The organism is Streptomyces halobius (assembly GCF_023277745.1).
Taxonomy (GTDB): Bacteria; Actinomycetota; Actinomycetes; order Streptomycetales; family Streptomycetaceae; genus Streptomyces; species Streptomyces halobius.
Genome location: NZ_CP086322.1, coordinates 7,642,726 through 7,665,895, shown reverse-complemented (window position 1 = coordinate 7,665,895; position 23,170 = coordinate 7,642,726). Strand labels below are relative to the sequence as shown.

Annotated in this window: 18 protein-coding genes and 1 pseudogene; 8 read left to right on the top strand and 11 right to left on the bottom strand. The window is 71.3% G+C overall.

Translation table 11 applies throughout. From position 1 onward, the window contains the following. Positions 1-33 precede the first annotated feature (33 nt). The 3 genes from glpK (at position 34) to K9S39_RS34710 (ending at position 4,369) form a co-directional block, all read left to right on the top strand. Positions 34-1,584, top strand: coding sequence for a glycerol kinase GlpK (gene glpK, locus K9S39_RS34720; protein ID WP_248867270.1), 1,551 nt, complete (start codon positions 34-36; stop codon positions 1,582-1,584). Between the two features lie 12 nt (positions 1,585-1,596). Further along, positions 1,597-3,201 (top strand): glycerol-3-phosphate dehydrogenase/oxidase, encoded by a 1,605-nt coding sequence (locus K9S39_RS34715; protein ID WP_248867269.1) that lies wholly within the window; start codon positions 1,597-1,599, stop codon positions 3,199-3,201. A gap of 496 nt (positions 3,202-3,697) precedes the next feature. Next, positions 3,698-4,369, top strand: coding sequence for a FadR/GntR family transcriptional regulator (locus K9S39_RS34710; protein ID WP_248867268.1), 672 nt, complete (start codon positions 3,698-3,700; stop codon positions 4,367-4,369). Positions 4,370-4,720: 351 nt separating this feature from the next. Here K9S39_RS34710 and K9S39_RS34700 read toward each other — a convergent pair. Next, a pseudogene (locus K9S39_RS34700) lies at positions 4,721-6,064 on the bottom strand (enolase C-terminal domain-like protein). 91 nt (positions 6,065-6,155) lie between these two features. On the opposite strand from K9S39_RS34700, the gene K9S39_RS34695 reads away from it, so the two are divergent. Beyond that, complete coding sequence (locus K9S39_RS34695) at positions 6,156-7,112, top strand: PAC2 family protein (RefSeq protein ID WP_319949601.1); 957 nt, start codon at positions 6,156-6,158, stop codon at positions 7,110-7,112. A gap of 493 nt (positions 7,113-7,605) precedes the next feature. Here the strand turns inward: K9S39_RS34695 and mshC are convergent, their stop codons facing one another. From mshC to K9S39_RS34675, 4 genes are all read right to left on the bottom strand, one after another. Further along, positions 7,606-8,835 carry a cysteine--1-D-myo-inosityl 2-amino-2-deoxy-alpha-D-glucopyranoside ligase gene (mshC, locus tag K9S39_RS34690; protein WP_248867267.1) on the bottom strand — a complete coding sequence of 410 codons (1,230 nt, stop codon included), beginning with the start codon at positions 8,833-8,835 and terminating at the stop codon, positions 7,606-7,608. Positions 8,836-8,956: 121 nt separating this feature from the next. Then, positions 8,957-9,895 carry an SCO1664 family protein gene (locus K9S39_RS34685; RefSeq protein ID WP_248867266.1) on the bottom strand — a complete coding sequence of 313 codons (939 nt, stop codon included), beginning with the start codon at positions 9,893-9,895 and terminating at the stop codon, positions 8,957-8,959. After that, complete coding sequence (locus K9S39_RS34680; RefSeq protein WP_248867265.1) at positions 9,859-10,449, bottom strand: DUF3090 domain-containing protein; 591 nt, start codon at positions 10,447-10,449, stop codon at positions 9,859-9,861. Before K9S39_RS34680 ends, K9S39_RS34685 begins: the two co-directional genes overlap by 37 nt. A gap of 100 nt (positions 10,450-10,549) precedes the next feature. After that, the gene (locus K9S39_RS34675; protein WP_248867264.1) at positions 10,550-11,248 is read right to left on the bottom strand and encodes a histidine phosphatase family protein; all 699 of its coding nucleotides are present in this window, start codon (positions 11,246-11,248) and stop codon (positions 10,550-10,552) included. Between the two features lie 59 nt (positions 11,249-11,307). Between K9S39_RS34675 and corA the strand changes: the two genes are divergently transcribed. Further along, the gene (corA, locus tag K9S39_RS34670) at positions 11,308-12,300 is read left to right on the top strand and encodes a magnesium/cobalt transporter CorA (RefSeq protein WP_248867263.1); all 993 of its coding nucleotides are present in this window, start codon (positions 11,308-11,310) and stop codon (positions 12,298-12,300) included. Between the two features lie 91 nt (positions 12,301-12,391). Here the strand turns inward: corA and K9S39_RS34665 are convergent, their stop codons facing one another. Then, a complete protein-coding gene (locus K9S39_RS34665; RefSeq protein ID WP_248867262.1) occupies positions 12,392-13,180 on the bottom strand; it encodes a ferritin-like domain-containing protein in 789 nt (262 codons plus the stop codon). A gap of 615 nt (positions 13,181-13,795) precedes the next feature. Beyond that, positions 13,796-14,860 (bottom strand): LLM class F420-dependent oxidoreductase, encoded by a 1,065-nt coding sequence (locus tag K9S39_RS34660; protein ID WP_248867261.1) that lies wholly within the window; start codon positions 14,858-14,860, stop codon positions 13,796-13,798. 127 nt (positions 14,861-14,987) lie between these two features. On the opposite strand from K9S39_RS34660, the gene K9S39_RS34655 reads away from it, so the two are divergent. Further along, positions 14,988-15,971: an aldo/keto reductase gene (locus tag K9S39_RS34655; protein ID WP_248867260.1), complete on the top strand. Its 984-nt coding sequence runs from the start codon at positions 14,988-14,990 to the stop codon at positions 15,969-15,971. Further along, complete coding sequence (locus K9S39_RS34650) at positions 15,968-18,517, top strand: helix-hairpin-helix domain-containing protein (RefSeq protein WP_248867259.1); 2,550 nt, start codon at positions 15,968-15,970, stop codon at positions 18,515-18,517. Before K9S39_RS34655 ends, K9S39_RS34650 begins: the two co-directional genes overlap by 4 nt. Before the next feature lie 171 nt (positions 18,518-18,688). On the opposite strand, the gene K9S39_RS34645 is transcribed toward K9S39_RS34650, so the two are convergent. Next, positions 18,689-19,390 carry a hypothetical protein gene (locus K9S39_RS34645; RefSeq protein WP_248867257.1) on the bottom strand — a complete coding sequence of 234 codons (702 nt, stop codon included), beginning with the start codon at positions 19,388-19,390 and terminating at the stop codon, positions 18,689-18,691. Positions 19,391-19,437: 47 nt separating this feature from the next. Between K9S39_RS34645 and K9S39_RS34640 the strand changes: the two genes are divergently transcribed. Beyond that, positions 19,438-19,626, top strand: coding sequence for a DUF5703 family protein (locus K9S39_RS34640; protein WP_018537156.1), 189 nt, complete (start codon positions 19,438-19,440; stop codon positions 19,624-19,626). A gap of 244 nt (positions 19,627-19,870) precedes the next feature. Here the strand turns inward: K9S39_RS34640 and K9S39_RS34635 are convergent, their stop codons facing one another. From K9S39_RS34635 to K9S39_RS34625, 3 genes are all read right to left on the bottom strand, one after another. Next, a complete protein-coding gene (locus K9S39_RS34635) occupies positions 19,871-20,788 on the bottom strand; it encodes a chaplin (RefSeq protein WP_248867256.1) in 918 nt (305 codons plus the stop codon). A 235-nt stretch (positions 20,789-21,023) separates the two neighbouring features. Next, positions 21,024-21,257 carry a chaplin gene (locus K9S39_RS34630; protein ID WP_248867254.1) on the bottom strand — a complete coding sequence of 78 codons (234 nt, stop codon included), beginning with the start codon at positions 21,255-21,257 and terminating at the stop codon, positions 21,024-21,026. A 266-nt stretch (positions 21,258-21,523) separates the two neighbouring features. Further along, positions 21,524-22,849: a M20/M25/M40 family metallo-hydrolase gene (locus K9S39_RS34625; protein WP_248867253.1), complete on the bottom strand. Its 1,326-nt coding sequence runs from the start codon at positions 22,847-22,849 to the stop codon at positions 21,524-21,526. Positions 22,850-23,170 lie beyond the last annotated feature (321 nt).

Sequence of the window (23,170 nt, the reverse complement as noted above, 5' to 3'; positions counted from 1 at the left end):
GACTCCGCCCGTACAGATTTCTTGGAGCACATCATGAGTGAGACCCCTACCACCTCCCACGGCCACGGCCACGGCCATGGGCCGTTCATCGCGGCCATCGACCAGGGCACCACCTCCAGCCGCTGCATCGTCTTCGACAAGGACGGCCGGATCGTGTCGGTCGACCAGAAGGAGCACGAGCAGATCTTCCCGAAGCCGGGCTGGGTCGAGCACGACGCGAGTGAGATCTGGACCAACGTCCAGCAGGTCGTGGCCGGCGCCGTCGAGAAGGCCGGGATCACCGCCGCCGACGTCAAGGCCATCGGCATCACCAACCAGCGCGAGACCACCGTGCTCTGGGACAAGAACACCGGGGAGCCGGTCTACAACGCCATCGTCTGGCAGGACACCCGCACCGACGCGCTCTGCAAGGAGCTCGGCCGCAACGTCGGCCAGGACCGCTTCCGCCGCGAGACCGGCCTCCCCCTGGCCTCGTACTTCTCCGGCCCCAAGGTCCGCTGGCTGCTGGACAACGTCGAGGGCCTGCGCGAGCGCGCCGAGCGCGGCGACATCCTCTTCGGCACCATGGACTCCTGGGTCATCTGGAACCTGACCGGCGGCGTCAACGGCGGCCACCACGTCACCGACGTCACCAACGCCTCCCGCACCATGCTCATGAACCTCCACAAGCTGGAGTGGGACGAGCGCATCCTGGACTCCATGGCGATCCCGGCCGCGCTGCTGCCGGAGATCAAGTCGTCCGCCGAGGTCTACGGCCTCACCGCCGCGGGCGCCCTGGCCGGTGTCCCGGTCGCCTCGGCGCTGGGCGACCAGCAGGCCGCGCTCTTCGGGCAGACCTGTTTCGACCAGGGCGAGGCCAAGTCCACGTACGGCACCGGCACCTTCATGCTGATGAACACCGGGCACGAGCCGGTCAATTCGTACAACGGGCTGCTGACCACCGTCGGCTACCGCATCGGCGACCAGACGCCGGTCTACGCGCTGGAAGGCTCCATCGCCGTCACCGGCTCGCTCGTCCAGTGGATGCGCGACCAGATGGGGCTCATCAACAGCGCGGCCGAGATCGAGACGCTGGCCAGCACCGTCGACGACAACGGCGGCGCGTACTTCGTGCCGGCCTTCTCCGGCCTGTTCGCCCCCTACTGGCGCTCGGACGCGCGCGGCGTCATCGCGGGCCTGACCCGCTATGTCACCAAGGCGCACATCGCGCGCGCCGTTCTTGAGGCCACCGCCTGGCAGACCCGCGAGATCACCGACGCCATGACCAAGGACTCCGGCGTCGAACTGACCGCGCTCAAGGTCGACGGCGGTATGACCTCCAACAATCTGCTGATGCAGACCATCTCGGACTTCCTGGACGCGCCCGTGGTGCGCCCGATGGTCGCCGAGACGACCTGCCTCGGCGCTGCCTACGCGGCCGGACTGGCCGTCGGCTTCTGGTCCAGCACCGACGAACTGCGTGCCAACTGGCGCCGGGCCGCCGAATGGACCCCCCGGATGGACGCGGACACCCGTGACCGCGAGTACAAGAGCTGGCTCAAGGCCGTCGAGCGGTCCATGGGCTGGATCGACGATGAGAGCTGACGAGGAGTAATCATGAGCACCCTGCAGAGCGCCCCGGCACTCGGGACGCACCCGGCCAACGGTTCGAACCCGAGCCGCGCCGAGACTCGGGAGCGGCTTTCCACGGCGACATACGACCTCCTGGTGATCGGCGGCGGAATCCTGGGCATCTCCACTGCCTGGCACGCCGCGCAGGCCGGACTGCGGGTGGCCCTGGTGGACGCCGGCGACTTCGCCGGCGCCACCTCCTCCGCCTCCTCCAAGCTGCTGCACGGCGGTCTGCGCTACCTGCAGACCGGAGCGGTCAAGCTGGTGGCGGAGAATCACTTCGAGCGGCGTGCGGTGTCCCGCCAGGTGGCACCGCACCTCGCCAACCCCCTGACCTTCTACCTGCCCGTCTACAAGGGCGGCCCGCACGGCGCGGCCAAGCTCGGCGCGGGCGTCTTCGCCTACTCCGCGCTGAGCGCGTTCGGTGACGGCGTCGGCCACGTCATATCGGCGGCCAAGGCGGCACGCGACGTTCCGGAGCTGCGGACGGACAACCTCAAGGCCGTGGCCGTCTACGGCGACGACCAGATGAACGACTCCCGGATGGCCCTGATGACCGTCCGCGCCGCGGACGCGGCCGGTGCCACGGTCCTCAACCACGCCGAGGTCACCGGCCTGCGCTTCACCCAGGGCCAGGTCACCGGCGCCGAGCTCAAGGACCGCATGGACGGCCAGGAGTTCGGCGTCAACGCCCGCCTGGTGCTCAACTGCACCGGCCCGTGGGTGGACCACCTGCGCAAGATGGAGGACCCGAACGCGGCCCCCTCCATCCGCCTGTCCAAGGGCGCGCACCTCGTGCTCAAGCGCACCGCCCCCTGGAAGGCCGCGCTGGCCACCCCGATAGACAAGTACCGCATCACCTTCGCCCTCCCCTGGGAGGACATGCTGCTGCTCGGCACCACGGACGAGGAGTACGAGGGCGACCCGGCGGAGGTCGCGGTCAACGAGAAGGACACCGCCCAGATCCTGGACGAGGCCGCCTTCTCCATCCGCGACCAGCAGCTCTCCCGCGACCTGATCACCTACTCCTTCGCGGGACTGCGGGTGCTGCCCGGCGGCCCCGGCGACACCTCCAAGGCCAAGCGCGAGACGGTCGTCACCGAGGGCAGCGGCGGCATGCTGTCGGTCGCCGGCGGCAAGTGGACGACGTTCCGGCACATCGGCCGTACGGTCATGAACAAGCTCGCCGCGCTCCCCGGCCATCCGCTGGTCGACGACATGGAGCCGATCGCCAGTCTGCCGAAGAAGCTCCCGCTGCCCGGTATCTCCAACCCCAACGCGGTCGCGCACCGGCTGCTGGTCGACGGCGGCACACCCGGCCCGCGCATGGCCCCGGAGACCGCCCGGCACCTCGCCACCCACTACGGCTCGCTGTCCTTCGACATCGCCCGGCTGGCGAACGAGGACCCGGCGCTGTCCGAGCGGATCCACCCGGACGCCCCGGAGATCTGGGCGCAGGTCGCCTACGCCCGGGACCACGAGTGGGCCGAGACGGTCGACGATGTGCTGCGCCGCCGTACGACGCTGACGATCCGCGGCCTGGCCACGGAGGACGTGCGCGCCCGGGTCAAGGACATGCTGGAGGGCTGACCGTCCGGACCGGCCGGAGAGATGACGGAGCCGGAGAGATGACGGAGAGGGACGGCTGACGGCGGGTCACGACGCCGTTGGTGAAAGGCGAGGGGCGGTCCACACGGGCCGCCCCGTCGTCGTGTCCGCGTACGGGGTGCGCGGTGTCCGCGTACAGGGTGCGCGCCAGCCCGGTCCCCCCGCACCGTCCGGCCCCGCACACCGCCGAGGGCGGCGGGCGGCGAAGTGGGCGGCCTGGGTGGTCACGGTGCGATCGTGCTGCCGGTGACGCGGGCGGCGACCGCACTGCGGGCCGGTTACGCGGGGCCTCGCCGGACGCCACCACGCGCGGTCGGGACGCGCTCTGGCTCGGCCACGCTTGGGGGCGGACGAGGACTGGTCCGTGTATGGAGCGGTTGAGGCGGGCGCGACAGGTCATAATGTCTCTCAGACATCGGATGTCTGTGCGGTGGCACGGATATCCAGGCGGATGCGGGTCCGAACGGGAAGGTCGGCCATGGCGGTCACCGACGAGGCCATCGAGAAGATCAAGGGGATGATCGTCTCCGGTGCGCTGCGGCCGGGCGACCGGCTGCCGAGGGAGAGCGAGCTGGCGGCCGAGCTCGGGCTGTCCCGCAACTCCCTGCGCGAGGCCGTGCGCGCGCTCTCCCTGATCCGCATCCTGGACGTGCGGCAGGGCGACGGTACGTACGTCACCAGCCTCGATCCGCAACTGCTGCTGGAGGCCATGAGTTTCGTGGTGGACTTCCACCGCGACGACACAGTGCTGGAGTTCCTCGCCGTCCGACGGATCCTGGAGCCGGCCGCGACGGCGATGGCGGCCACCCGGATCGAACCGGACCAACTGGACTCCCTGGAGGGGCGGTTGGACGCCCTCGGCCCGGCGCCGTCGGTCGAAGATCTGGTCGCCTGCGACCTGGAGTTCCACCGCGGGATCGTCGCCGCCTCCGGCAACTCCGTACTCTGCTCGCTGCTCAACGGCCTCTCCGGGCCGACCACCCGGGCCCGGATCTGGCGTGGGCTGACGCAGAAGGACGCGGTCGCTCGTACGCTCACCGAACACCGTGCGATCATCGGCGCGCTGCGCGACCGGGACGCGGAAGCGGCGCGTGCGTGGGCGACGGTGCACATCGCGAGCGTGGAGCAGTGGTTGCGCTCGACGCTGTGATCCCGACCGGGCAGCCGGGCCCGGGGCGCTCTCCCCTCCCCTCCCCCGCCACTCAGACAGCGAAGCCGCCGTCCACCGCGATCGCTTCTGCCCCCGCGGTGTCGCTGCAGCGGTTGCAGCCGGCGAGCGCGGCGGCGAGCAGTACGGCACAGACCGCCGCGTGCCGACCGCCTCCTCGACGGCGGCCCGTACGGCGGCGTCGGGGGTGACATCGGCCTTCACCGGGACCCGGGCGCCGCGCGCCAGCGGCAGCGCGGCGGTGGCCGCCCCGATCCCGGAGCCGCCGCCGGTGACGATGGTGCCCATTTTTCTCGATGTCGCGCGGCTGGTGTCCGGTCCGCGGTGCTGCAGTCATGCGGAGACCTCCTGCTCGCCGTGCCAGGTGGTGTGCTGGTTGCCACTGATGTCCCGTTCGTCAGCGGTATTCCGGTCGCCGGTGGCGCGCCGGCCGTCGATGGCCATCCGATCGCGCCACACCGGCCCGTCCGGGAAACGAAAGGCCGCGATCGACTCCGGCTTCATCCGGGCGGAGAAGCCGGGCGCGGTCGGGGTGCGATACCGTCGCCGCTCGACGACGACGGCGCGGTGAAGTGCTCATGCAGATGGTCGACGTATTCGACGAACCTTCGTCCCAACTCCCGGACAACGCCACGTAGTCGAACATCGACAGATGCTGCACCAGCTCGCCCAGCCCCACCCCGCCGGCATGCGGACAGACCGGCACGCCGTACTTCGCGGCCAGCAGCAGGATCGCCAGGTTCTCGTTGATCCCGGCCACCCGCGCCGCGTCGATCTGCACACAGTCCACCGCCCCCGCCTGCAACAGCTGTTCGAAGACCACCCGGTCGGCGACATGCTCACCCGTGGCGCCCCTCACCGACTGCCCGGAACGCACCGCCGCGTGCCCCAGGACGTCGTCCGGGCTGGTCGGCTCCTCGATCCAGTGCGGGGTGTACGGCGCGAGCACGGTCGTCCAGCGAACCGCTTCGGCCACGTCCCAGCGCTGGTTGGCGTCGACCGCTATCCGTACGCCGGGGCCGACGGCGTCCCGGGCCAGCCGCATCCGCCGGGTGTCCTCGGCGAGGTCGGCGCCCACCTTCGGCTCGATCTGCCCGAAGCCGTCGGCCACCGCTTCCTTGGCGAGGCGCACCAGCGTGGTGTCCTCGTAGCCGGGCCGGCCGGTCGTGGTGGTGTACGCGGGGTAGCCCTCGGCCCTGAGACGGGCGGCGCGCGCGGCCCGGCCGGGTTCGGCGGCCGGCAGCACGGCCAGCGCCTCGGCGGGCGTCAGCACGTCGGAGAGATGACGGAAGTCGACGAGCGGGACCAGCTCTTCGGGGCTCATCACGGCCAGGAACTCCCAGACGGGCAGCCCCGCACGGCGGCGGCGAGGTCCCAGGCGGCGTTGACGAGGGTGTCGGCCGCCATCTGCATCACGCCCTTTTCGGGGCCGAGCCAGCGCAGCTGGGAGTCATGGGTGAGGTCACGGTGCAGGGCGGCGAGTCCTGTGACGGTGCCGGTCGCTGCCATACGCATGCTCCCAGGATGCGGAAGAACATCGGACCTTTCCCGGTCATCCGATGTATAGCCCCGGCCCACGAGGCAGCGTCCAGCCCCTGTCGCACTTCGCCCCGATCCCCCACCATGAACGTCGGATGAATCAGTGCGGGTTCCCGTAAAGGGGCTGCGGACCGGCACCCCGCACGCCGTAGTCTGGGAAACGCACGTAATGGAACTGCTGCCGGCGGCCGCCCCCCAGGAGGCCAGACCGGTTGGAAGGAGGCGCTGGGTGATCGAGCTCGAAGGGGTTCCCGAGCTGATCGACCCGGTCATGGTGGCCGCGTTCGAAGGCTGGAACGACGCCGGCGACGCCGCCTCCGCCGCAGTCGCACATCTGGACCGGGAATGGAAGGGCGAGGTCTTCGCCGCGCTGGACGCGGAGGACTACTACGACTTCCAGGTGAACCGCCCGACCGTCTTCCTGGACGGCGGGGTACGCAAGATCACCTGGCCCACGACCCGGCTCTCCGTCGTCCGTGTCGGCGACGCGGACGGGAAGGGCCGCCGACGCGATCTGGTCCTGGTCCGCGGCATCGAGCCCAGCATGCGCTGGCGCTCGTTCTGCAACGAACTCCTGGGCATCGCCCATGAGTTGGGCGTCGAGATGCTGGTGGTGCTGGGCTCGCTGCTCGGCGACACCCCGCACACGCGGCCGGTGCCGGTCAGCGGTGTCACCTCCGACGCGGATCTGGCGCGCCGGCTGGAGCTGGAGGAGTCACGCTACGAGGGCCCCACCGGCATCGCCGGCATCCTCCAGGAGGCGTGCACCCACGCCGGCGTCCCCGCGGTGAGCCTGTGGGCGGCCGTACCGCACTACGTCTCCCAGCCGCCCAACCCCAAGGCCAGCCTCGCCCTGCTCAACCGCCTGGAGGACCTCCTCGACGTGCGGATCCCGCTCGGCGAGCTCAGCGAGGACGCACGGGCCTGGCAGCTGGGCGTCGACCAACTGGCGGCCGAGGACAACGAGGTCGCCGAGTACGTCCAGTCCCTTGAGGAGGCCCGGGACACCGCGGACCTCCCGGAGGCGTCCGGCGAGGCGATCGCCCGCGAATTCGAACGCTACCTCCGTCGCCGGGACCCGCAGCACGGCCGCACGCGGCGGCCACGGCCGCCGCGTGAACAACGGGATCCGACGGCGGGGTCGGGCTCGTCCGATGCGCCGGAGAGCCCGGACGGGGAGGACTGACGCTGCGCTCGGCTTGGCCGACTCGTTTGCTCGCCCTTGTCGGCCAGCCCGCCGTGGGGGTTCGCCTGCGGCGAGCCTGAGCCGACGATTCGGCTTTTCCGCCATGGGGGTTCGCCTGCGGCGGGCGTGGGTTTTTCGAGTGCGGTGACGGGCCTGGGACTCCGTCCTGCGGCCCGTCCCCTCCCGACAGCGGGGGAAAGAGGCCGGTGGGGGCACATGTCGTCTGTCGGGTGCCTGTGGTCACGTCCACGAGGTGCACATGACCGGCTACGTGTCACCCCACCGGTCTTCTTCCCCACCCCCTCGGGAGGTGCCGGACCGCAGGACGGCGTCCGGAGGTCCGGCACCGCTGCCGAACAGCCCCGCGCAGCGGCAACAGCCCACCGCAGGTGCAGCGGCGGGTCAGCCGAAGACGTCGGCGCAGGCCCGCCGCAGGCGAACCCCACGGCGGGACAGCCAAAAACGCGGGGCGCGGGCAAAGCGCAGCGGACAGTTAGAGCGCAACCCCCAGCAGCGCGTCGACGGCACGCGACACCAACCCGGGCGCCCCCTCGTCCGACCCCCCGCCGCCCTCCTGGGCGGCAGCCCACTCATCCACTGCGGCGAGCGCGGCCGGGGAGCCCAGGTCGTCGGCGAGAGCCGTACGGATCTGCTCCAACACCGCGTCAGCCGACGGGCCGTCAGGCCGGGAGACCGCGGCACGCCACCGCGCCAGCCGGGCCACCGCCTCGTCCAGGACCACGTCGGTCCACTCCCAGTCGCTGCGGTAGTGGTGCGCGAGCAGCGCCAGCCGGATGGCGGCCGGGTCGGTGCCGTCGCGCCGCACCGTGGAGACGAAGACCAGGTTGCCCTTGGACTTGGACATCTTCTCGCCGTTCAGGGCCACCATCCCGGCGTGCACATACGCCTTGGCGAACGGGAACTCGCCGGTGAGGGCCTGGGCGTGCGAGGCGCCCATCTCGTGGTGCGGGAAGGTGAGGTCCGAGCCGCCGCCCTGGACGTCGAAGCCCATGCCGAGGTGGTCGAGGGCGATGGCGACGCACTCGATGTGCCAGCCGGGCCGGCCGCGGCCCAGCGAGTCGCCGTCCCAGCTCGGCTCGCCGTCGCGGGCGGCCATCCACAGCATCGGGTCGAGCGGGTTCTTCTTGCCCTCCCGCTCGGGGTCGCCGCCGCGTTCGGCGGACAGCAGCCGCATCGTCGCGGCGTCCAGTCCGGAGACCTCGCCGAAATGGGCGTCGGACTCGACGGAGAAGTAGATGTCACCGTCGAGTTCGTAGGCGGCGCCGGCGTCCCGCAGCCGCTCCACCAGGGGGACGATGCCGGGTATCGCCTCGACGGCGCCTGTGTAGTGGCGGGGCGGCAGCATCCGCAGGGCCGTCATGTCCTCGCGGAACAGGGCGGTCTCGCGCTCGGCGAGCGCCGTCCAGTCGTCACCGGTCCTGGCGGCCCGCTCCAGCAGCGGATCGTCGACGTCGGTGACGTTCTGCACGTAGTGGACCTGACGCTTCGTGTCGAGCCATACGCGCTGCACGAGGTCGAACGCGTTGTAGGTCGCCGCGTGCCCCATGTGGGTGGCGTCGTACGGCGTGATGCCGCAGACATAGATACGGGCGACGGGACCGGGGGCGAGGGTCACCCGTCCGCCGGTCGCGGTGTCGTGGAGGCTCAGGTCGCGGCCCTGTCCAGGCAGGGCGGGGACCTCAGAAGCGGGCCAAGCATGCATGCCTTGAGCGTAACCGGACGCATGTTCCGTATACGAACCGGACCAGGGGTGTTGGCCGGAAAGGCGGTCTTGCGTTGGACGGCGCGGCGTGCAGGGGACGCGTACGGCGGCCGCTCCGGGATCAGACCGGCGGCCAGGGGATCGCGGGCCACTGCCCGCTCGGCTCGGGGTGCCGGCCGGTCCTCAGCAGCCCGGCCACCCGTGCCCGCAGCGCCTCGAACTCGGCGTCCGTGATCAGTTCGGCCAGTCGGGCGGCGAGCGGCACGCCGTCCTCCAGCGCCTCCTGGAGCCCGCGCAGCACCTCCAGCGCCTCGTCGGTCAGCGGCTCCCCCGCCCACCCCCACAGGAGCGTGCGCAGCTTGTCCTCGGCGTGGAAGGTCACGCCGTGGTCGATGGCGAAGAACCGTCCGCCGACGGCGGGCAGCAGATGGCCGCCCTTGCGGTCACCGTTGTTGATCACCGCGTCGAGCACCGCGAGCCGCCGCAACCGCGGGTCGTCGGCGTGCACCAGCAGCGCGGTGCGGCCCGGGCCGGTCTCCGCGAAGCCGACCGCCTTCCAGCCCGGTCCCGGCTCCGCGTCCGCCACCAGGGCCAGCAGCTCGGGGATCTCGTCCTCGGCGCTGTCGTCAGGTGCCTCGATCCACTCCTGGACCATGCCGGTGCCGTACGGGCCGTCCCGCAGCACGGTCGCGGGGATCAGGTCCCAGCCGCAGGCCCGGGAGATCTCGTACGCGGCGACCTCGCGCTGGGCGAGCGTGCCGTCCGGGAAGTCCCACAGCGGGCGCTCGCCGGCGACCGGCTTGTAGACACAGGCGGTGGTGCGGCCGCCGTGCTCGACGGTGCAGTAGAGCACGGCATTGGACGCGTCCGGGATCCGGCCGCGTACGGTCAGCTCACCGTCGGCGAGAAACGCGGCCGACACCCCCCTGGCCCGCTCCGGACCGGACCGCGGCGGCTGCTGCACCACGGACCCCGGCAGCGGCCCGGCTGCCTCCACGGGCTCGACAACGGGGTCCACCGCGCTCAGGCGTCCCGTCGGTATCCGTTCTGGCGCGGACATACGTGTCCCTCCGGGTCGAGCGGCAGACTGCACAGCGGGCAGGGCGGGCGGCCGGCGTTGACGACTTCCATGGCGCGCTTGGCGAACGCCCTGGCCATCGTGCCGGTGAGGCGCACCCGCAGCATCGGCGGGCCATGCTCGTCGTCCTGGAGCAGCCGCTCCTCGGCCTCGGCGAGGTCCTCGTCGCTGTCGGCCTCCAGCTCGACCAGGGCCTGCGCCTCGACGATCATCCGCTCGTCCTCGCCGTCCCAGGCCAGCGCCATGGTGCCGACCCGGAACTCCTCCTCGACGGGCGATTCCAACGGCGCGGTGTCGGTCATCTCGGGCGGCGAGACGGCGGGCACCGGGGCATTGCCGCCGCTGCGCCGTACCACCTCGTCCAGCAGCTCGTCGATCCGCTCGGCGAGGGCCGCGACCTGGGTCTTCTCCAGGGCGACGCTGGTGGTACGGCCGGCCGCGGTGGCCTGGAGGTAGAAGCTACGGCGGCCAGGCAGCCCGACCGTACCGGCCACGAAGCGGTCCGGCGCGTCGTAGAAGAACACCTGACGGGACAACGTCCTGCTCCGATTGCTCGACTGCGGGGTCACTGCGGTCACTGCGGATCGCAGAGGCGTGGCGGGCGGTGCCGTCGCACCACCCTACTGCGCCCGCTGATCACGGTGCTCCCGCACCACCGCCGAGGGCCGCGTCCCGTTCCGCACCGGCCGTGCCCTCGTCCTCACGGGGCGCGAGCGAGCCCAAATCACCGGTGTCGCCGAGGCGTACGAGGAAGGGGCGCAGCCGGGTGTAGCGGATCACCGTCACCGAACCGGGCTCGACGGAGATCCGCTGGAAGAGGTCGAGGTGGATGCCGAGGGCGTCCGCGACCAGGGATTTGATGATGTCGCCGTGGGAGCACATGAGGTAGACCGCCTCGGCGCCGTGCTCGGCCTCGACACGGGCGTTCCAGTCCCGTACCGCGTCCACCGCGCGGGCCTGCATGGCGCGCATCGACTCGCCGCCGGGGAACGCGGCGGCGGACGGATGGTGCTGGACGATCTCCATCAGCGGCTCGTCGTTCAGCTCGGCGAGTTTGCGGCCCGCCCAGTCACCGTAGTCGCACTCGCTGATCCGGTCCTCGGTGAACAGCGGCAGACCGGGACGGGCGTCCAGCAGCGGGCGCAGGCTGTCCTGGCAGCGCCGCAGCGGGCTGGAGACGGCGGCGGCCAGCGGCACCCGCGCCAGCCGTGCGGGCAGCGCCGCGGTCTGGGCGGCCCCCCGCTCGTCGAGGGCGACGCCGGGCGTCCGTCCCGCGAGGACGCCGGAGGTGTTGGCGGTGGAGCGGCCGTGCCGCAGCAGGATCAGCGTGGGCATGCCGGTCAGCCTACGTTCCGGGGGCGCATTCCTGGCAGGGGTCGGAACGCCGGGCGAGAATGCCGAATGTGATCGTGGACTGCGGGATCTACCGGGAAGGCCGCCGCACCGAAGGGCCGGCGGAGTTCCCCGAGGCCCTCGCCGCGGCGCGGGCCGAGGGGCGTTCCTTCCTGTGGCTGGGGATGTACGAGCCGACGCAGGAGGAGTTCGACCGGGTCAGCAGCGACTTCGGGCTGCACCCGCTGGCCGTCGAGGACGCTCTCCACGCCCATCAGCGGCCGAAGCTGGAGGTGTACGACGATTCGCTGTTCATGGTGCTGAAGCCGATCACGTACGACGTCGCGGCGGACACGGTGACCGCCACGGAGGTGATGCTCTTCGTCGGCGACTCGTTCGTGGTGACCGTCCGACACGGCGAGGCGAGCCCGCTGCGCACGGTGCGGCAGCGGCTGGAGCGGCACCCCGAGATCCTCCGGCAGGGGCCGACGGCGGTGCTCTACGCGGTCAGTGACGCGGTGGTCGACCACTACATCGAGGTCGCCGCCGAACTCCAGACGGACCTCGAGGAGTTGGAGGCCGAGGTGTTCGCCCCCGTCCGCGGCGACACCAGGAACACGGCGGCCCGGATCTACGCGTTCAAGCGCGAGGTCCTGGAATTCCGGCGCGCCACGGGCCCGTTGGCGGAGCCGATGGCCCGGCTGCAGAACCCCGGTGTGCCGTTCGTGCACGACCGTGCCCGGCCGTTCTTCCGCGACGTCGGCGACCACCTCACCCGCGCCGGCGAGTCGGTGGACGGCCTGGACCGGCTGCTCTCGGACATTCTCGCGGCTCATCTGGCGCAGACGGGCGTCCGGCAGAACGACGACATGCGCAAGATCTCGGCGTGGGCGGCGCTGGCGGCGGTGCCGACGCTGATCGCCGGTGTCTACGGCATGAACTTCGACGAGATGCCCGAGTTGCGGTGGGATTTGGGCTATCCGGCGATCCTGCTGTTCATGGCCTTCTTGGAGGTGGCGCTGTACCGGCTGTTCAAGCGCCGCGGCTGGCTGTGAGCCCAACCGGTCTTCCCGAGGCCGGTCGTACGTCGGGGGCGGGTCGTGGGTCACCCGGGCTCGGTCGTACGTCACCGGGGCACGGGGCCGCTCAGGCGAACTCGGGCGCGGAGGAGGCCGGGCCGCCCAGGGCGTCCCGGCGTTCGGGCAGACGCAGGCGGACCATCCGGCGCCAGCCGGCCAGCCGCTCGTAGACGTACACCGCCCGGATGCCCGCGGCGAGCACCGCGGACTTGGCCGCGGTCCACTTCAGGATGCGGCCCATGTGGGCCATCACCGCCAGGCTGACATCGCGGTAGACGGCGATCTCGGCGAGCGCGCAGTCGCGGAGCAGCCCCTGGATGGTCCGGCCGTGCCCGGCACGGGCCAGCCGCAGCAGCTCCTCGTGGCAGTAGGCCAGGTGGTTGTCCTCGTCGTCGGAGATCATCCGAACCGCCTTGCCCACCTCGGGGTGGTCACCGAAGCACGTCTTCAGCATCACCATCTGCTCGGAGGCGCGCTGCTCGGTGACCCGGCTGTGCGCGAGGTAGGAGATGATGTCGTACTCGGTGAGCGGCTCGTCGCGGCGCAGTTTGTCGTGTGCCAGGCCGATGCCCTGCCGCTCCAGCAGCATGGTGTAGTCGGTGTCCTCGGGGACCTCGGTGGGGGTCAGACCGCGCTTGTGCAGCAGGGCGTTGAAGATGCGGCCGTGCTTGTCCTCGTCGGCGCCGTGCCGGGTGACCTTGGGTGCGAGCGCCCGCTGGGACGCGGGGAGCAGCACGGCGATCCGGGCGTTCTCCCATCCGCCCTGGGCCTCGCCGCTGGCCGCGATGGAACAGAACAGCCGGTAGGACTCGTCGTTGCCGAAGATCTCCTGGAACAGGCTTCTGGCCGAGAACATCTGCGCCACCTCCGAACGGACACACCTGCAACCGAGAAGTCAACTGCGGTATGGCATCGGGAGCAACCAGGGAGCGGGCCCATTCATTCGTTCGAACGACGTGCCTCCGGGAGGCCGGGCGTAACCCGCCCGCCCGCCGGGGCGTTGTGCTGCGTGACGGCCGTGGCGGGGAAGACCCCCGAGCCCCCACCACGGCCGCGGTGCTTCCTCGGCCCCGCCGCCCGGCGCTTGATCGGCGCCGGGCTTTCTGCTGCTACCGGGAGCGGGGCTCTTGCGTTGCTTCTGCTACGAGGCCGTCGACGCTTACGGAGCCGTTGACGCTTCTGTCACGTTGACGCCCCTTGTCACGGGGGTGGTTGACCGGGCCTCCGCCTGGTTGACTGACCGGCCTCCGCCTACGGGTCGGTGGCTTCGCCACCGACGTACCTCCCGCCCGCCCCGAGTCACTACACCCGCCCACCCCCCGAAGGGGGGGTGGGCGGCGGGGAAAAACCAAAGCCGTGGGTGGGCGGCGGGCCCTGGCGGGACAAGCGGCGGGCCCTGAGCGGGCAGGCGACGGGCCCTGAGCGGGCGGCCGACGGCGAAGTCCCCGGCGGGAATTTCGCCCCCGCCCCGTCACCCCAGCCCCGCCCGCTCCAGCGCCTCCGTGCCCGCCCGCAGCGACGCGATCCGCTCGTCCAGCGTGAAGCCCGCAGGCGCCAGCGTCAGCGTGGTCACACCGGCCTCCGCGTAGGCCCGCATCCGCTCGGCGATCCGCTCGACCGAACCGAGCAGCGTGGTCTGGTCGATCAGTCGCTCGGGGACCGCGGCGGCCGCGCCGTCCTTGTCGCCGGACAGGTACTTGTCCTGGATCTCGGCGGCTTCCTTCTCATAGCCCATGCGCTGGGCCAGCCTGTTGTAGAAGTTCTGCTTACGGCTGCCCATGCCGCCGACGTACAGCGCGGTGTACGGACGGAACATGTCGGCCAGCGCGCTGACGTCCTGGTCCGCGCCCTGAGGGCTCACGGCGATCGGCAGCGTCGGACAGACGTCGAACCCGTCCATCGTCTTCCCGGCCTTCTCGCGGCCCGCCCGGAGCGGGGCGATCGCGGTCTCCTCCAGGTGGTCGGCGGAGGGGAAGATCAGCAGCGCGCCGTCGGCGATCTCGCCGGTCTGCTCCAGGTTCTTCGGGCCGATCGCCGCGATGTAGAGCGGGATGTGCGCACGCTGCGGGTGCACGGTGAGCTTGAGCGGCTTGCCGGGGCCACCGGGCAGCGGCAGCGTCCAGTGCTCCCCCTCGTAGGACAGCCGCTCGCGGGACATGGCCTTGCGCACGATGTCGACGTACTCACGGGTGCGCGCCAGTGGTTTGTCGAACTTGACGCCGTACCAGCCCTCGGAGACCTGCGGCCCCGAGACACCCAGTCCGAGCCGGAAGCGGCCGCCGGAGAGGGAGTCCAGCGTGGCGGCGGTCATCGCGGTCATCGCGGGCGTACGCGCCGGGATCTGGAAGATCGCCGAGCCGATGTCGATGCGCTCGGTCTGGGCGGCGACCCAGGAGAGCACCGAGGGAGCGTCGGAGCCGTAGGCTTCGGCGGCCCAGCAGACCGCGTAGCCGAGGCGGTCGGCCTCCTGCGCCACCGCCAGATTGTCGGAGTCCATCCCGGCACCCCAGTAGCCGAGGTTGATGCCAAGCCTCATACGGCTCCCCTTACCCATCAGTAACGTCGCTGTTGCGGGGACTCTAGCGCGCGGCGCCGCCGGCCGTCATCGGCGGGTTTTCCACAGGTCCCCTGATCCTGACGCGCGGCGCGTAACCTCAGGGCTCATGGAGCAAAGGCACCTCGGCCGAACGGGTCTTCGCGTGTCCCGCCTAGGGCTCGGCACCCTGAACTGGGCGCGTGACACGGACGAGCAGGAAGCCGCCGACCAGCTCAAGACGTTCTGGGAGGCCGGCGGCACCCTCGTCGACACCGCGGACATCTATGCCGACGGCGGCGCCGAGTACCTCCTGGGCCGGCTGTCCGAGGGGCTGGTCCCCCGCGCCGATCTGGTCATCGCGACCAAGGCGGGCAGTGTCCTGGAGACGGACCGCCGCGCCGACGGCTCCCGTCGCCACCTCCTGGCCGCCCTGGACGCCTCCCTGGAGCGGCTGGGCACGGACTACGTCGACCTGTGGCAGCTGCACGCCTTCGACCCGCACACACCGCTGGAGGAGACGCTCCAGGCCCTCGATCTCGCCATCACCAGCGGCCGCGCGCGCTATGCGGGCCTGTCGAACTTCTCGGGCTGGCAACTCGCCAAGGCCGCCACCTGGCAGCTCGCGGCACCGGGCCTGCGCACCCGGCTGGCGAGCGCGCAGATGGAGTACTCCCTCCTCCAGCGCGGCATCGAGCGTGAGGTGCTGCCCGCGGCCCTCGACCTCGGTGTCGGTCTGCTGCCGTCCTCGCCGCTCGGCCGCGGCGTGCTCACCGGCAAGTACCGGCATGCCACCCCGGCCGACTCCCGCGGGGCCTCGGAGCATCTCGCGCCGTTCGTCGCGCCGTACCTCGACGAAGCGGCCGGCCGGATCGTCGACGCGGTCACCACCGCCGCCGACGGCCTGGCCGCCACCCCGCTCCAGGTCGCCCTCGCCTGGGTCCGCGACCGGCCCGGCGTCACCGCCCCGATCGTGGGCGCGCGTACGGCGCAGCAGCTCAGAGCGGCATTGTCAGTGGAGCCCCTTAGTCTTCCTGACGAGATTCGCCGGGCGCTGGACGATGTGTCAGCTCCGGTGCACCACTATCCCGATCACGACTGGAGCACGCTGTGAGTACCGACCGCCGCGGCGGCGACACCCCGCCCGAGCAGGAGGCCGCGCCCCGCAGTACGGACGGCGGCTCGTCCGAGGCCGGTTCCGGCGCGGCGGCCGGATCCGCCGCGCCGACGGCGGCGGCCCTGGCGGCGGCGGTGCGTGCCGTGGAGAGCGGCGAGCGTCCGGCCGCCTCGTTCTTCAACGAGGCACTGCGCGCCGCCAGACCGTCCGCCCCCGCCGGGCCGCGGAAGGAGACACCGTCCACCGATGAAGGTGGCCCCCAGAGCGGACCGGCACGCCCGGCTCAGGACGGCGCGAGGGCAGCCACCGGCCCGTCCCATCCGACCGCCGCACGTTCCGGGGCCTCCGGTCCCCAGCCCCCTTCCGCCCCCCGCCCCGCCATGGCGACGGCCCCTGGAATCGAGGGCGTACGACGGGTCCTCGCGGCAGGCGGCGCTCCCGAGGCACTGGCGGAGAAGGCCACGGAGGTGCTGGGCGAGCAGGCCGCCGAGGTGCTGGGCGCCGACCCGTGGCAGCTGCTCGCCGTCCCGAGGGTGCGCCCGGAGCAGGCCGACGGTTTCGCGCGGGCGCTGCTCGGCCCCGCCTGCGGGCCGGAAGACGAGCGGCGCGCCCAGGCACTGGTCCACTGGCTGCTGGAGCAGGCCGCCGTCGCGGGGCACTCCGCCCTGGAGGCGCCGGCGCTGCGCGCGGCGCTCGCCCAGCGCTCCGTGCCGGACCCCGACGACGCCCTCCAGACGGCCATCGCCGAGGGCACGGTACTGGTCTTCCAGGACGCACTCGACGTTCCGGGCCAGGCCAAGCCCACCGCGGAAGACGAAGACGACGAGGAACAGCCGGTCCGGGTCCTGCTGGGCCTGGACCGTTTCGCCATGGCCGAGGAGAGCGTCGCGGACGGCCTGGCCCGTCTGCTCAACACCTTCGAGCCACCGGACGCGGCGGAGCAGGACACGGCGGGCGGTCACGGGACAGCAGGTGACGCGGCAGCGGGCGACGGGCCAGTTGACGCGGCACCCGCCGACGCGGACACCGACACCGGCGAGCACGGCCCGGCGGAGGCGCCCGACACGGACGGCCACGGCGAGGAGAGCCACCACGCCGTCGCCTACGCCGGGGAGGCACACCCCGAAGAGAACCACTCTGCCGGCCCCAACGCCGAGGAGGCGCAACACGAGAAGCCCCGGCACGCGGACGCCCGCGACGGGGGGAGCCGGCGCGGGGAAGCCCACCACCCCGACAGCGAGCCCCACGACGCCGACCGCCGCCCCGCCCGGCCCTCGTCCGCCGACTGGGAGGCCGCGGCGGCCGCCGCCCCGTCGCCGTCGGCTGCGGAGCTGCTCCGGGCCGCCGCCCACAGCGGCCTGGTGGCACACACCGGCGCCGAGGCAGCCCGCGCCGAGCCCGCCGCGCTGATCGCCGCGGCGCGCTCGCTGGGCCTGCGGGCCTTCGGCGCCACCCACAGCGACAACGGCCGCCGGCGCCTGGCGGCGGATCTCACCGAGGCCACGGGCGCACCTCAGGGCGCTCCCGTCGGCACCGACCCACTGGTCGGCACCGACCCACTGAGCGCCGACGACCCGAGCGCGGCGGCCGTAACCGTATCCGGCCTGCTGTCCGGCCATGAGGGCCCCGGCCGCGACGCGGACGGCGCCCTCTCACTCGACCTACTCGTGGTGCTGGACGCGCCACAGCTGGATCTGGAGACCGCCGCAATGCTCGTCGAGTCGCTGGCAGACGGCACCCGGCTCGTCCTCAGCGGCGACCCCGGCGTGCTGTGGTCCGCCGGCCCCGGACGCCTCTTCGCCGACCTCCTCGCCGCCCGCTTCTGCCCCCAGGTCGCCTCCCGCACCCCGGACTTCGGGCCGATCGGGGAGCTGGTGTCGGGCATCGGCATCGGCGAGCTGGGGCAGGTCGAGGCCCCCGGCAAGGAGGTGGTGATCGTCCCGGTGCGCGACGCCGGGGAGGCGGTGCACCGCACCGTCCAGCTGGTCGCCGACTCGGTACCCCGGGCACTGGACATTCCCGCCGACCGGACCCAGGTCATCACGGTCGGCCATGGCGGCGCGGCCGGCACCCGCGCGCTGAACGCCGCCCTCAAGGAACGCCTCAACCCCGGCCCCGGCCGCTTCGGCGGTTTCGACCCCGGTGACCGCGTCGCCTACGCCCCGGCGCCCGGCCGCACCCTGCCCGGCACGGTCACCGGTGCGGACGCCGCGGGCCTGCACCTCGACTGCGCCGGTACGGCCGTCGTGGTGCCGCGCGAGCAGGTCGGCACCGGTGCGGTACGGCACGGCTGGGCGCTCACCGCGCATCAGGCAGCCGGGACGCGCTGGCCCGCCGCGGTCGTCGTCCTGCCCGGCGACGCCGCGGGCGGCCTGACCCGCGCCTGGGTATACACCGCCTTCAGCCGCGGCGAACGGCATCTGTCGGTCGTCCAGGGCGTCGACCAGGCGCTGCCCCGCGCCGTCGCCGAGGTGCCCGTCAAGGAACGCACCACCCGCCTACGGACCCTCCTCCAACTTCAGAGTGAAAATCACAGAAAGTAGCCAAGCTCGGGAACGAATAACTCTCCGTGTTCGTTGCCGTAATAGGAAAGGAGGCAAGGCGGCAGAGAGGCACACACGAGGCGACGGGAGGGCGACACAAGAGCCCCGACAACTTGATCAACGCCCCTTGAGTTCACCATCAACGATCCTTGATCATCCAACGATCGTTGATCATCGATCCTTGTCGAGCGCCTCCAGCAGACCATCGTCGTCGCCGAGCTCCTCGTCGAAGACCGCACTGACGTCGAAGCGGCACACCACCCGCTCAGGGTCCGCCTGGTCGAACGGAGTGGACAGCCACTCCCCCGGCTCGGCCGGATCGTCGGCGGCGGCCACCCACAGCGTGGAGTCTCCCTCCTCCAGCCCGAACTCCTTGTGCCGGGAGGCGATTTCGTCCGGTTCGAACTCCCCGAACAGCACACCGAGCGCGGCGTGCACACTGCTGCCGACCACACCGGCGGCGTCGGCCCGCTCGACGCCGTTGCCGACCACGCCGTTGCCGACCGCCTCGTCGGCGGCGTCCGGATCGAGATCGGCGATGCGCTGCGCCTGATGCAGCAGCCGCTGCGGTTCGGCGACCGTGTAGTCGCGCCGGATCAGTACGCTCAGCGCACTCGGCTCCTCCGGGCCGGTGTACGCAGGCAGCGTGTCGCTTCCGGGGATCTCGAAGGGGGTGACCTCGTCGTAGGTGTCGTACAGCAGCTCGTCGTACACCTCAGCCGCCGCGGCGAGCTCGTCGAACGCGGCGTACACGGCCGGATCGTCCTGCCCCGAGCGGCGTTCGACCGCGTCGAGGTGACGGTCCAGTGCGGCTTTGACCGCCTCGGCGGCGGCACGTACCTCGGCAGCGGAAGGCTGCGCAGCATCAGACATAGTGCAGACGCTATCCGTACCAGGGCCGGTCCCGCACAATAGATGCGATGCCGGAATACGAATTCTGCGATGTGTATGTACCCCGGGGGGTGTCCCGGAAGGCTGCCACACGCCTGCTGACCGACCATGCCGAGTACGGACACTGGGAGTTGGACCGACTGCGCCTCAACCCGGACGGCAGCCGACGGGTGCGGCTGCGCCGCCGGATCATCCGACAGCTCCGGGCCACGTGGTGAGCTCCAGGCCGGTGCGAACATGGCTCAAACCCTCGCGAACACGACTCAGGGCCATGTGAGCGCAACCCAGAACAGTGCGGACATGGCTCGGGGCCGTGTGAACACAGGCCGGAGCCATGTGATCACAGCACCGCGTGCACACAGCAGGCCGTGTGAGCACAGCAGAGCGTGCCTCGTTGTGGCGAGGCCCGCTCCGTTGTGTGCACTGCCTCCGTTGTGCGTGCTGCGCGCTATGCGGCTTCCGTCACCTGCGCGCGCTGCGGGCCCGGCGGTAGAGCACCGCTCCGCCGAGCAGCATCCCGGCGCTCACCGGTACGGCGTATCCGATCGTCCCGGCGCCGGTGTCCGCGAGCTGCTCGCCGCCCTTGGCCTGGGCCTTGGGCCCCCCGGGGGTCGTGACGAGCTCGGAGCGCGGCGCGGACTCGGCCTGCGGCCGCATCCCCGGGGCACCGGGGGTGTCCGCAGTGCCGCTGGCGTCCGGGGCATCCGGTGCGTCCGGACCGTTGCGGTGCTCCGGCGCCGAAGGCTGTCCGGAATCCGACGGCCGGTCCGGGGCCGACGGCTGCTCCGGGTCTCCCGGCTGCTCCGCCTTGGGCGGGTGGTGCCCGCCGGGGTGCTGCGGGTAGTCGGGGCCCGTCGGCGGCAGCGTCGACGAGTCGCTCCCGCAGTCGTTCCCGAATGTGGGGTTGAGCAGTCCGACGACATCGACGCTGTTGCCGCAGGCGTTGACCGCTACGCCGACCGGCGCCTGGACGTTGTTGCCGGACGCGACACCGGGCGAATCCACCGCGCTGCCCGAGGCCGCGGCGCCGTGATGCCCGCTGTGGCCACTGTGCCCGCTCCGATGCTTGCCACTCTTGCCGCTCGTGCCATGGTGGTCATGGTGGTCGCCGCTCTGCGGACCGCGGTGCTTGCCGCCGCTGTCATGGGCGCACTTGTTCCCGAATGTGGGGTTGAGCAGTCCGACGACGTTGACGCTGTTGCCGCAGGCGTTGACCGCTACGCCGACCGGCGCCTGGACGTTGTTGCCGGACGCGACACCGGGTGAATGCGCCGCGCTGCCGCTTGCCCCCGAGTCCGCGTGCGCGTAGCCCCCGACGGCGGCGAGCACTCCGCCCGCGGCCGCCATCGTGATCAGGCCCTTTCGTGCGACCTGTCTCATAAATTCCTCCCCTGCCTTGATGCCTTACGGAACTGCCTTGATGTTTTACGGAATGCGTGCGAGCACAACTCGCCGTGGAGTCATGAGAGATACACGGAGAAGAGAAGCAACCGTCCGCAGAAAATATCCAGAGGCTCCGGAACGCATGACACACATTCCGGAGCCGGACCGGGCCAGAGCCCTTACGGGTAGAGGTGTCCAGAACCCCTTACGGATACGAGTACGGCGTCAAACGTCAGTGGTTTGCGCAGTAGTTGCCGAAGGCGGGGTTCAGCAGCCCAACGATAGAGGACGTGTTGCCGCAGGCGTTCATCGGAACGCCGACCGGCGCCTGGACGACGTTGCCGGAGGCGACTCCCGGGGAATGCACGGCAGCGCCCTGAGCACCCGCATCAGCAGCGGCCAGGCCCGCACCGGCGAGCACCACACCACCGGCGACGGCTGTAGCAGCGACGACCTTCTTGATCATTGTTCCTCCTCATTGGCAATGCGGTCCCAGCCGCGGACCGCATATACGACAACGAGGAAAACGCCGGTGAAGCCACGAGCTCAGCGCCACGTTCACTCTTTTCGGCGAAGTCGGCGCGAACGGCAGGCACGATCGGCAGCGCGAACGGCAGGCGCGAACAGCAGGAAATCCGCGCCGCCTTCGGCTGCGACTCAGCTCCGGTCAGCCCGATCAGCTCGCATCACTCATATCAGCCCACATCGGCCACATCGGCTCGCCAGTTCACATCAACTCGCCTCGATGAATCGGTCGAGTACTCGCACCCCGAACTTCAGTCCGTCCACCGGCACTCGCTCGTCCACACCGTGGAACATTCCCGCGAAGTCCAGCTCCGGCGGCAGCTTCAGCGGCGCGAAGCCGAAGCCGCGGATCCCGAGGTCGTCGAAGGACTTGGCGTCCGTACCGCCGGAGAGCATGTACGGGACGGCACGCGCGATCGGATCCTCGGCCTGCAGCGCCGACTGCATCGCGTCGACCAGGGTGCCGTCGAAGGTGGTCTCCAGCGCCTTGTCGGTGTGCACGTCCTCGCGCTTCACCCGTGGGCCCAGGATCCGGTCAAGGTCGGCGAGGAACTCCTCCTCGTACCCCGGCAGGAAGCGACCGTCCACGTGCGCGGTCGCCTGCCCGGGGATGACGTTGACCTTGTAACCGGCGCCCAGCTGCGTCGGGTTGGCGGTGTTCCTGAGCGTGGCGCCGATCATCTTGGCGATACCGCCGAGCTTGGCCAGCGTGGCGTCCATGTTCTCCGGGTCGAGCTCGGTGCCCAGCGCGTCCCCGAGCTCGTCCAGGAAGGCCCGCAGGGTCTTGGTCATCCGTACCGGGAACTCGTGCCGCCCCAATCGGCCGACGGCCTCGGACAGTTCGGTGATGGCGTTGTCCTTGTGGATCATCGATCCGTGCCCGGCGGAGCCGTCCACGGTCAGCTTCATCCAATGCATGCCCTTCTGCGCCGTCTCGACGAGATAGAGCCGCAGCTGCTCGTTGACGGTGAAGGAGAAGCCGCCGACCTCGCTGATCGCCTCGGTCACCCCTTCGAAGAGGTCCGGGTGGTGGTCGACGAGATAGCGCGCGCCGTACGTGCCGCCCGCCTCCTCGTCGGCGAGGAACGCCAGCACGATGTCGCGCGGCGGCTTACGCCCCGTGCGCATCCGGTCACGGATGACGGCCAGCGTCATCGCGTCCATGTCCTTCATGTCGACCGCGCCCCGGCCCCAGAGGCAGCCGTCGGCGATCTCGCCGGAGAAGGGGTGGTGGGTCCAGTCGGCGGCGTTTGCCGGTACGACGTCGGTGTGCCCGTGGATGAGCAGCGCGGGGCGGGACGGGTCCTCGCCCTCGATCCGGGCCATGGTCGAAGCGCGGCCCTCGTGGGATTCGAAGATCCGCGGCTCCAGGCCGACCTCGGCGAGCTTCTCCGCGACATACTCGGCGGCCGCCCGCTCACCCGGACCCGAGTGGTCGCCGTAGTTGCTGGTGTCGATCCTGATCAGGTCCCGGCACAGGTCGACGACCTCGTCCTCGCCGGTGATCGTACGGGCCGGCTGCGACTCGCTCATGCCAGAACCTCGCTTCGCTCGGTACCGCATTCGCGGGGCTCGCACCTTTCGACGGTTCGCTCGCGGAGCTCGCTCATGCCAGAACCTCGCTTCGCTCGGTACCGCATTCGCGGGGCTCGCACCTTTCGACGGTTCGCTCGCGGAGCTCGCTCACAGTGCCTCCTCTTGGTTCACGGCCGCGTCGCGCTCCCCGAGGAGCACGGACCGCGGCAGGGTCCACCGCCATCCTCCACCTCCGGAGCGCTGCGCCCAAGGCCGCAATATTCCCGACATGCCCTGGTCACGGCCTCGTGCCTGGCCGAAAGTGCGGGTGATCGACCA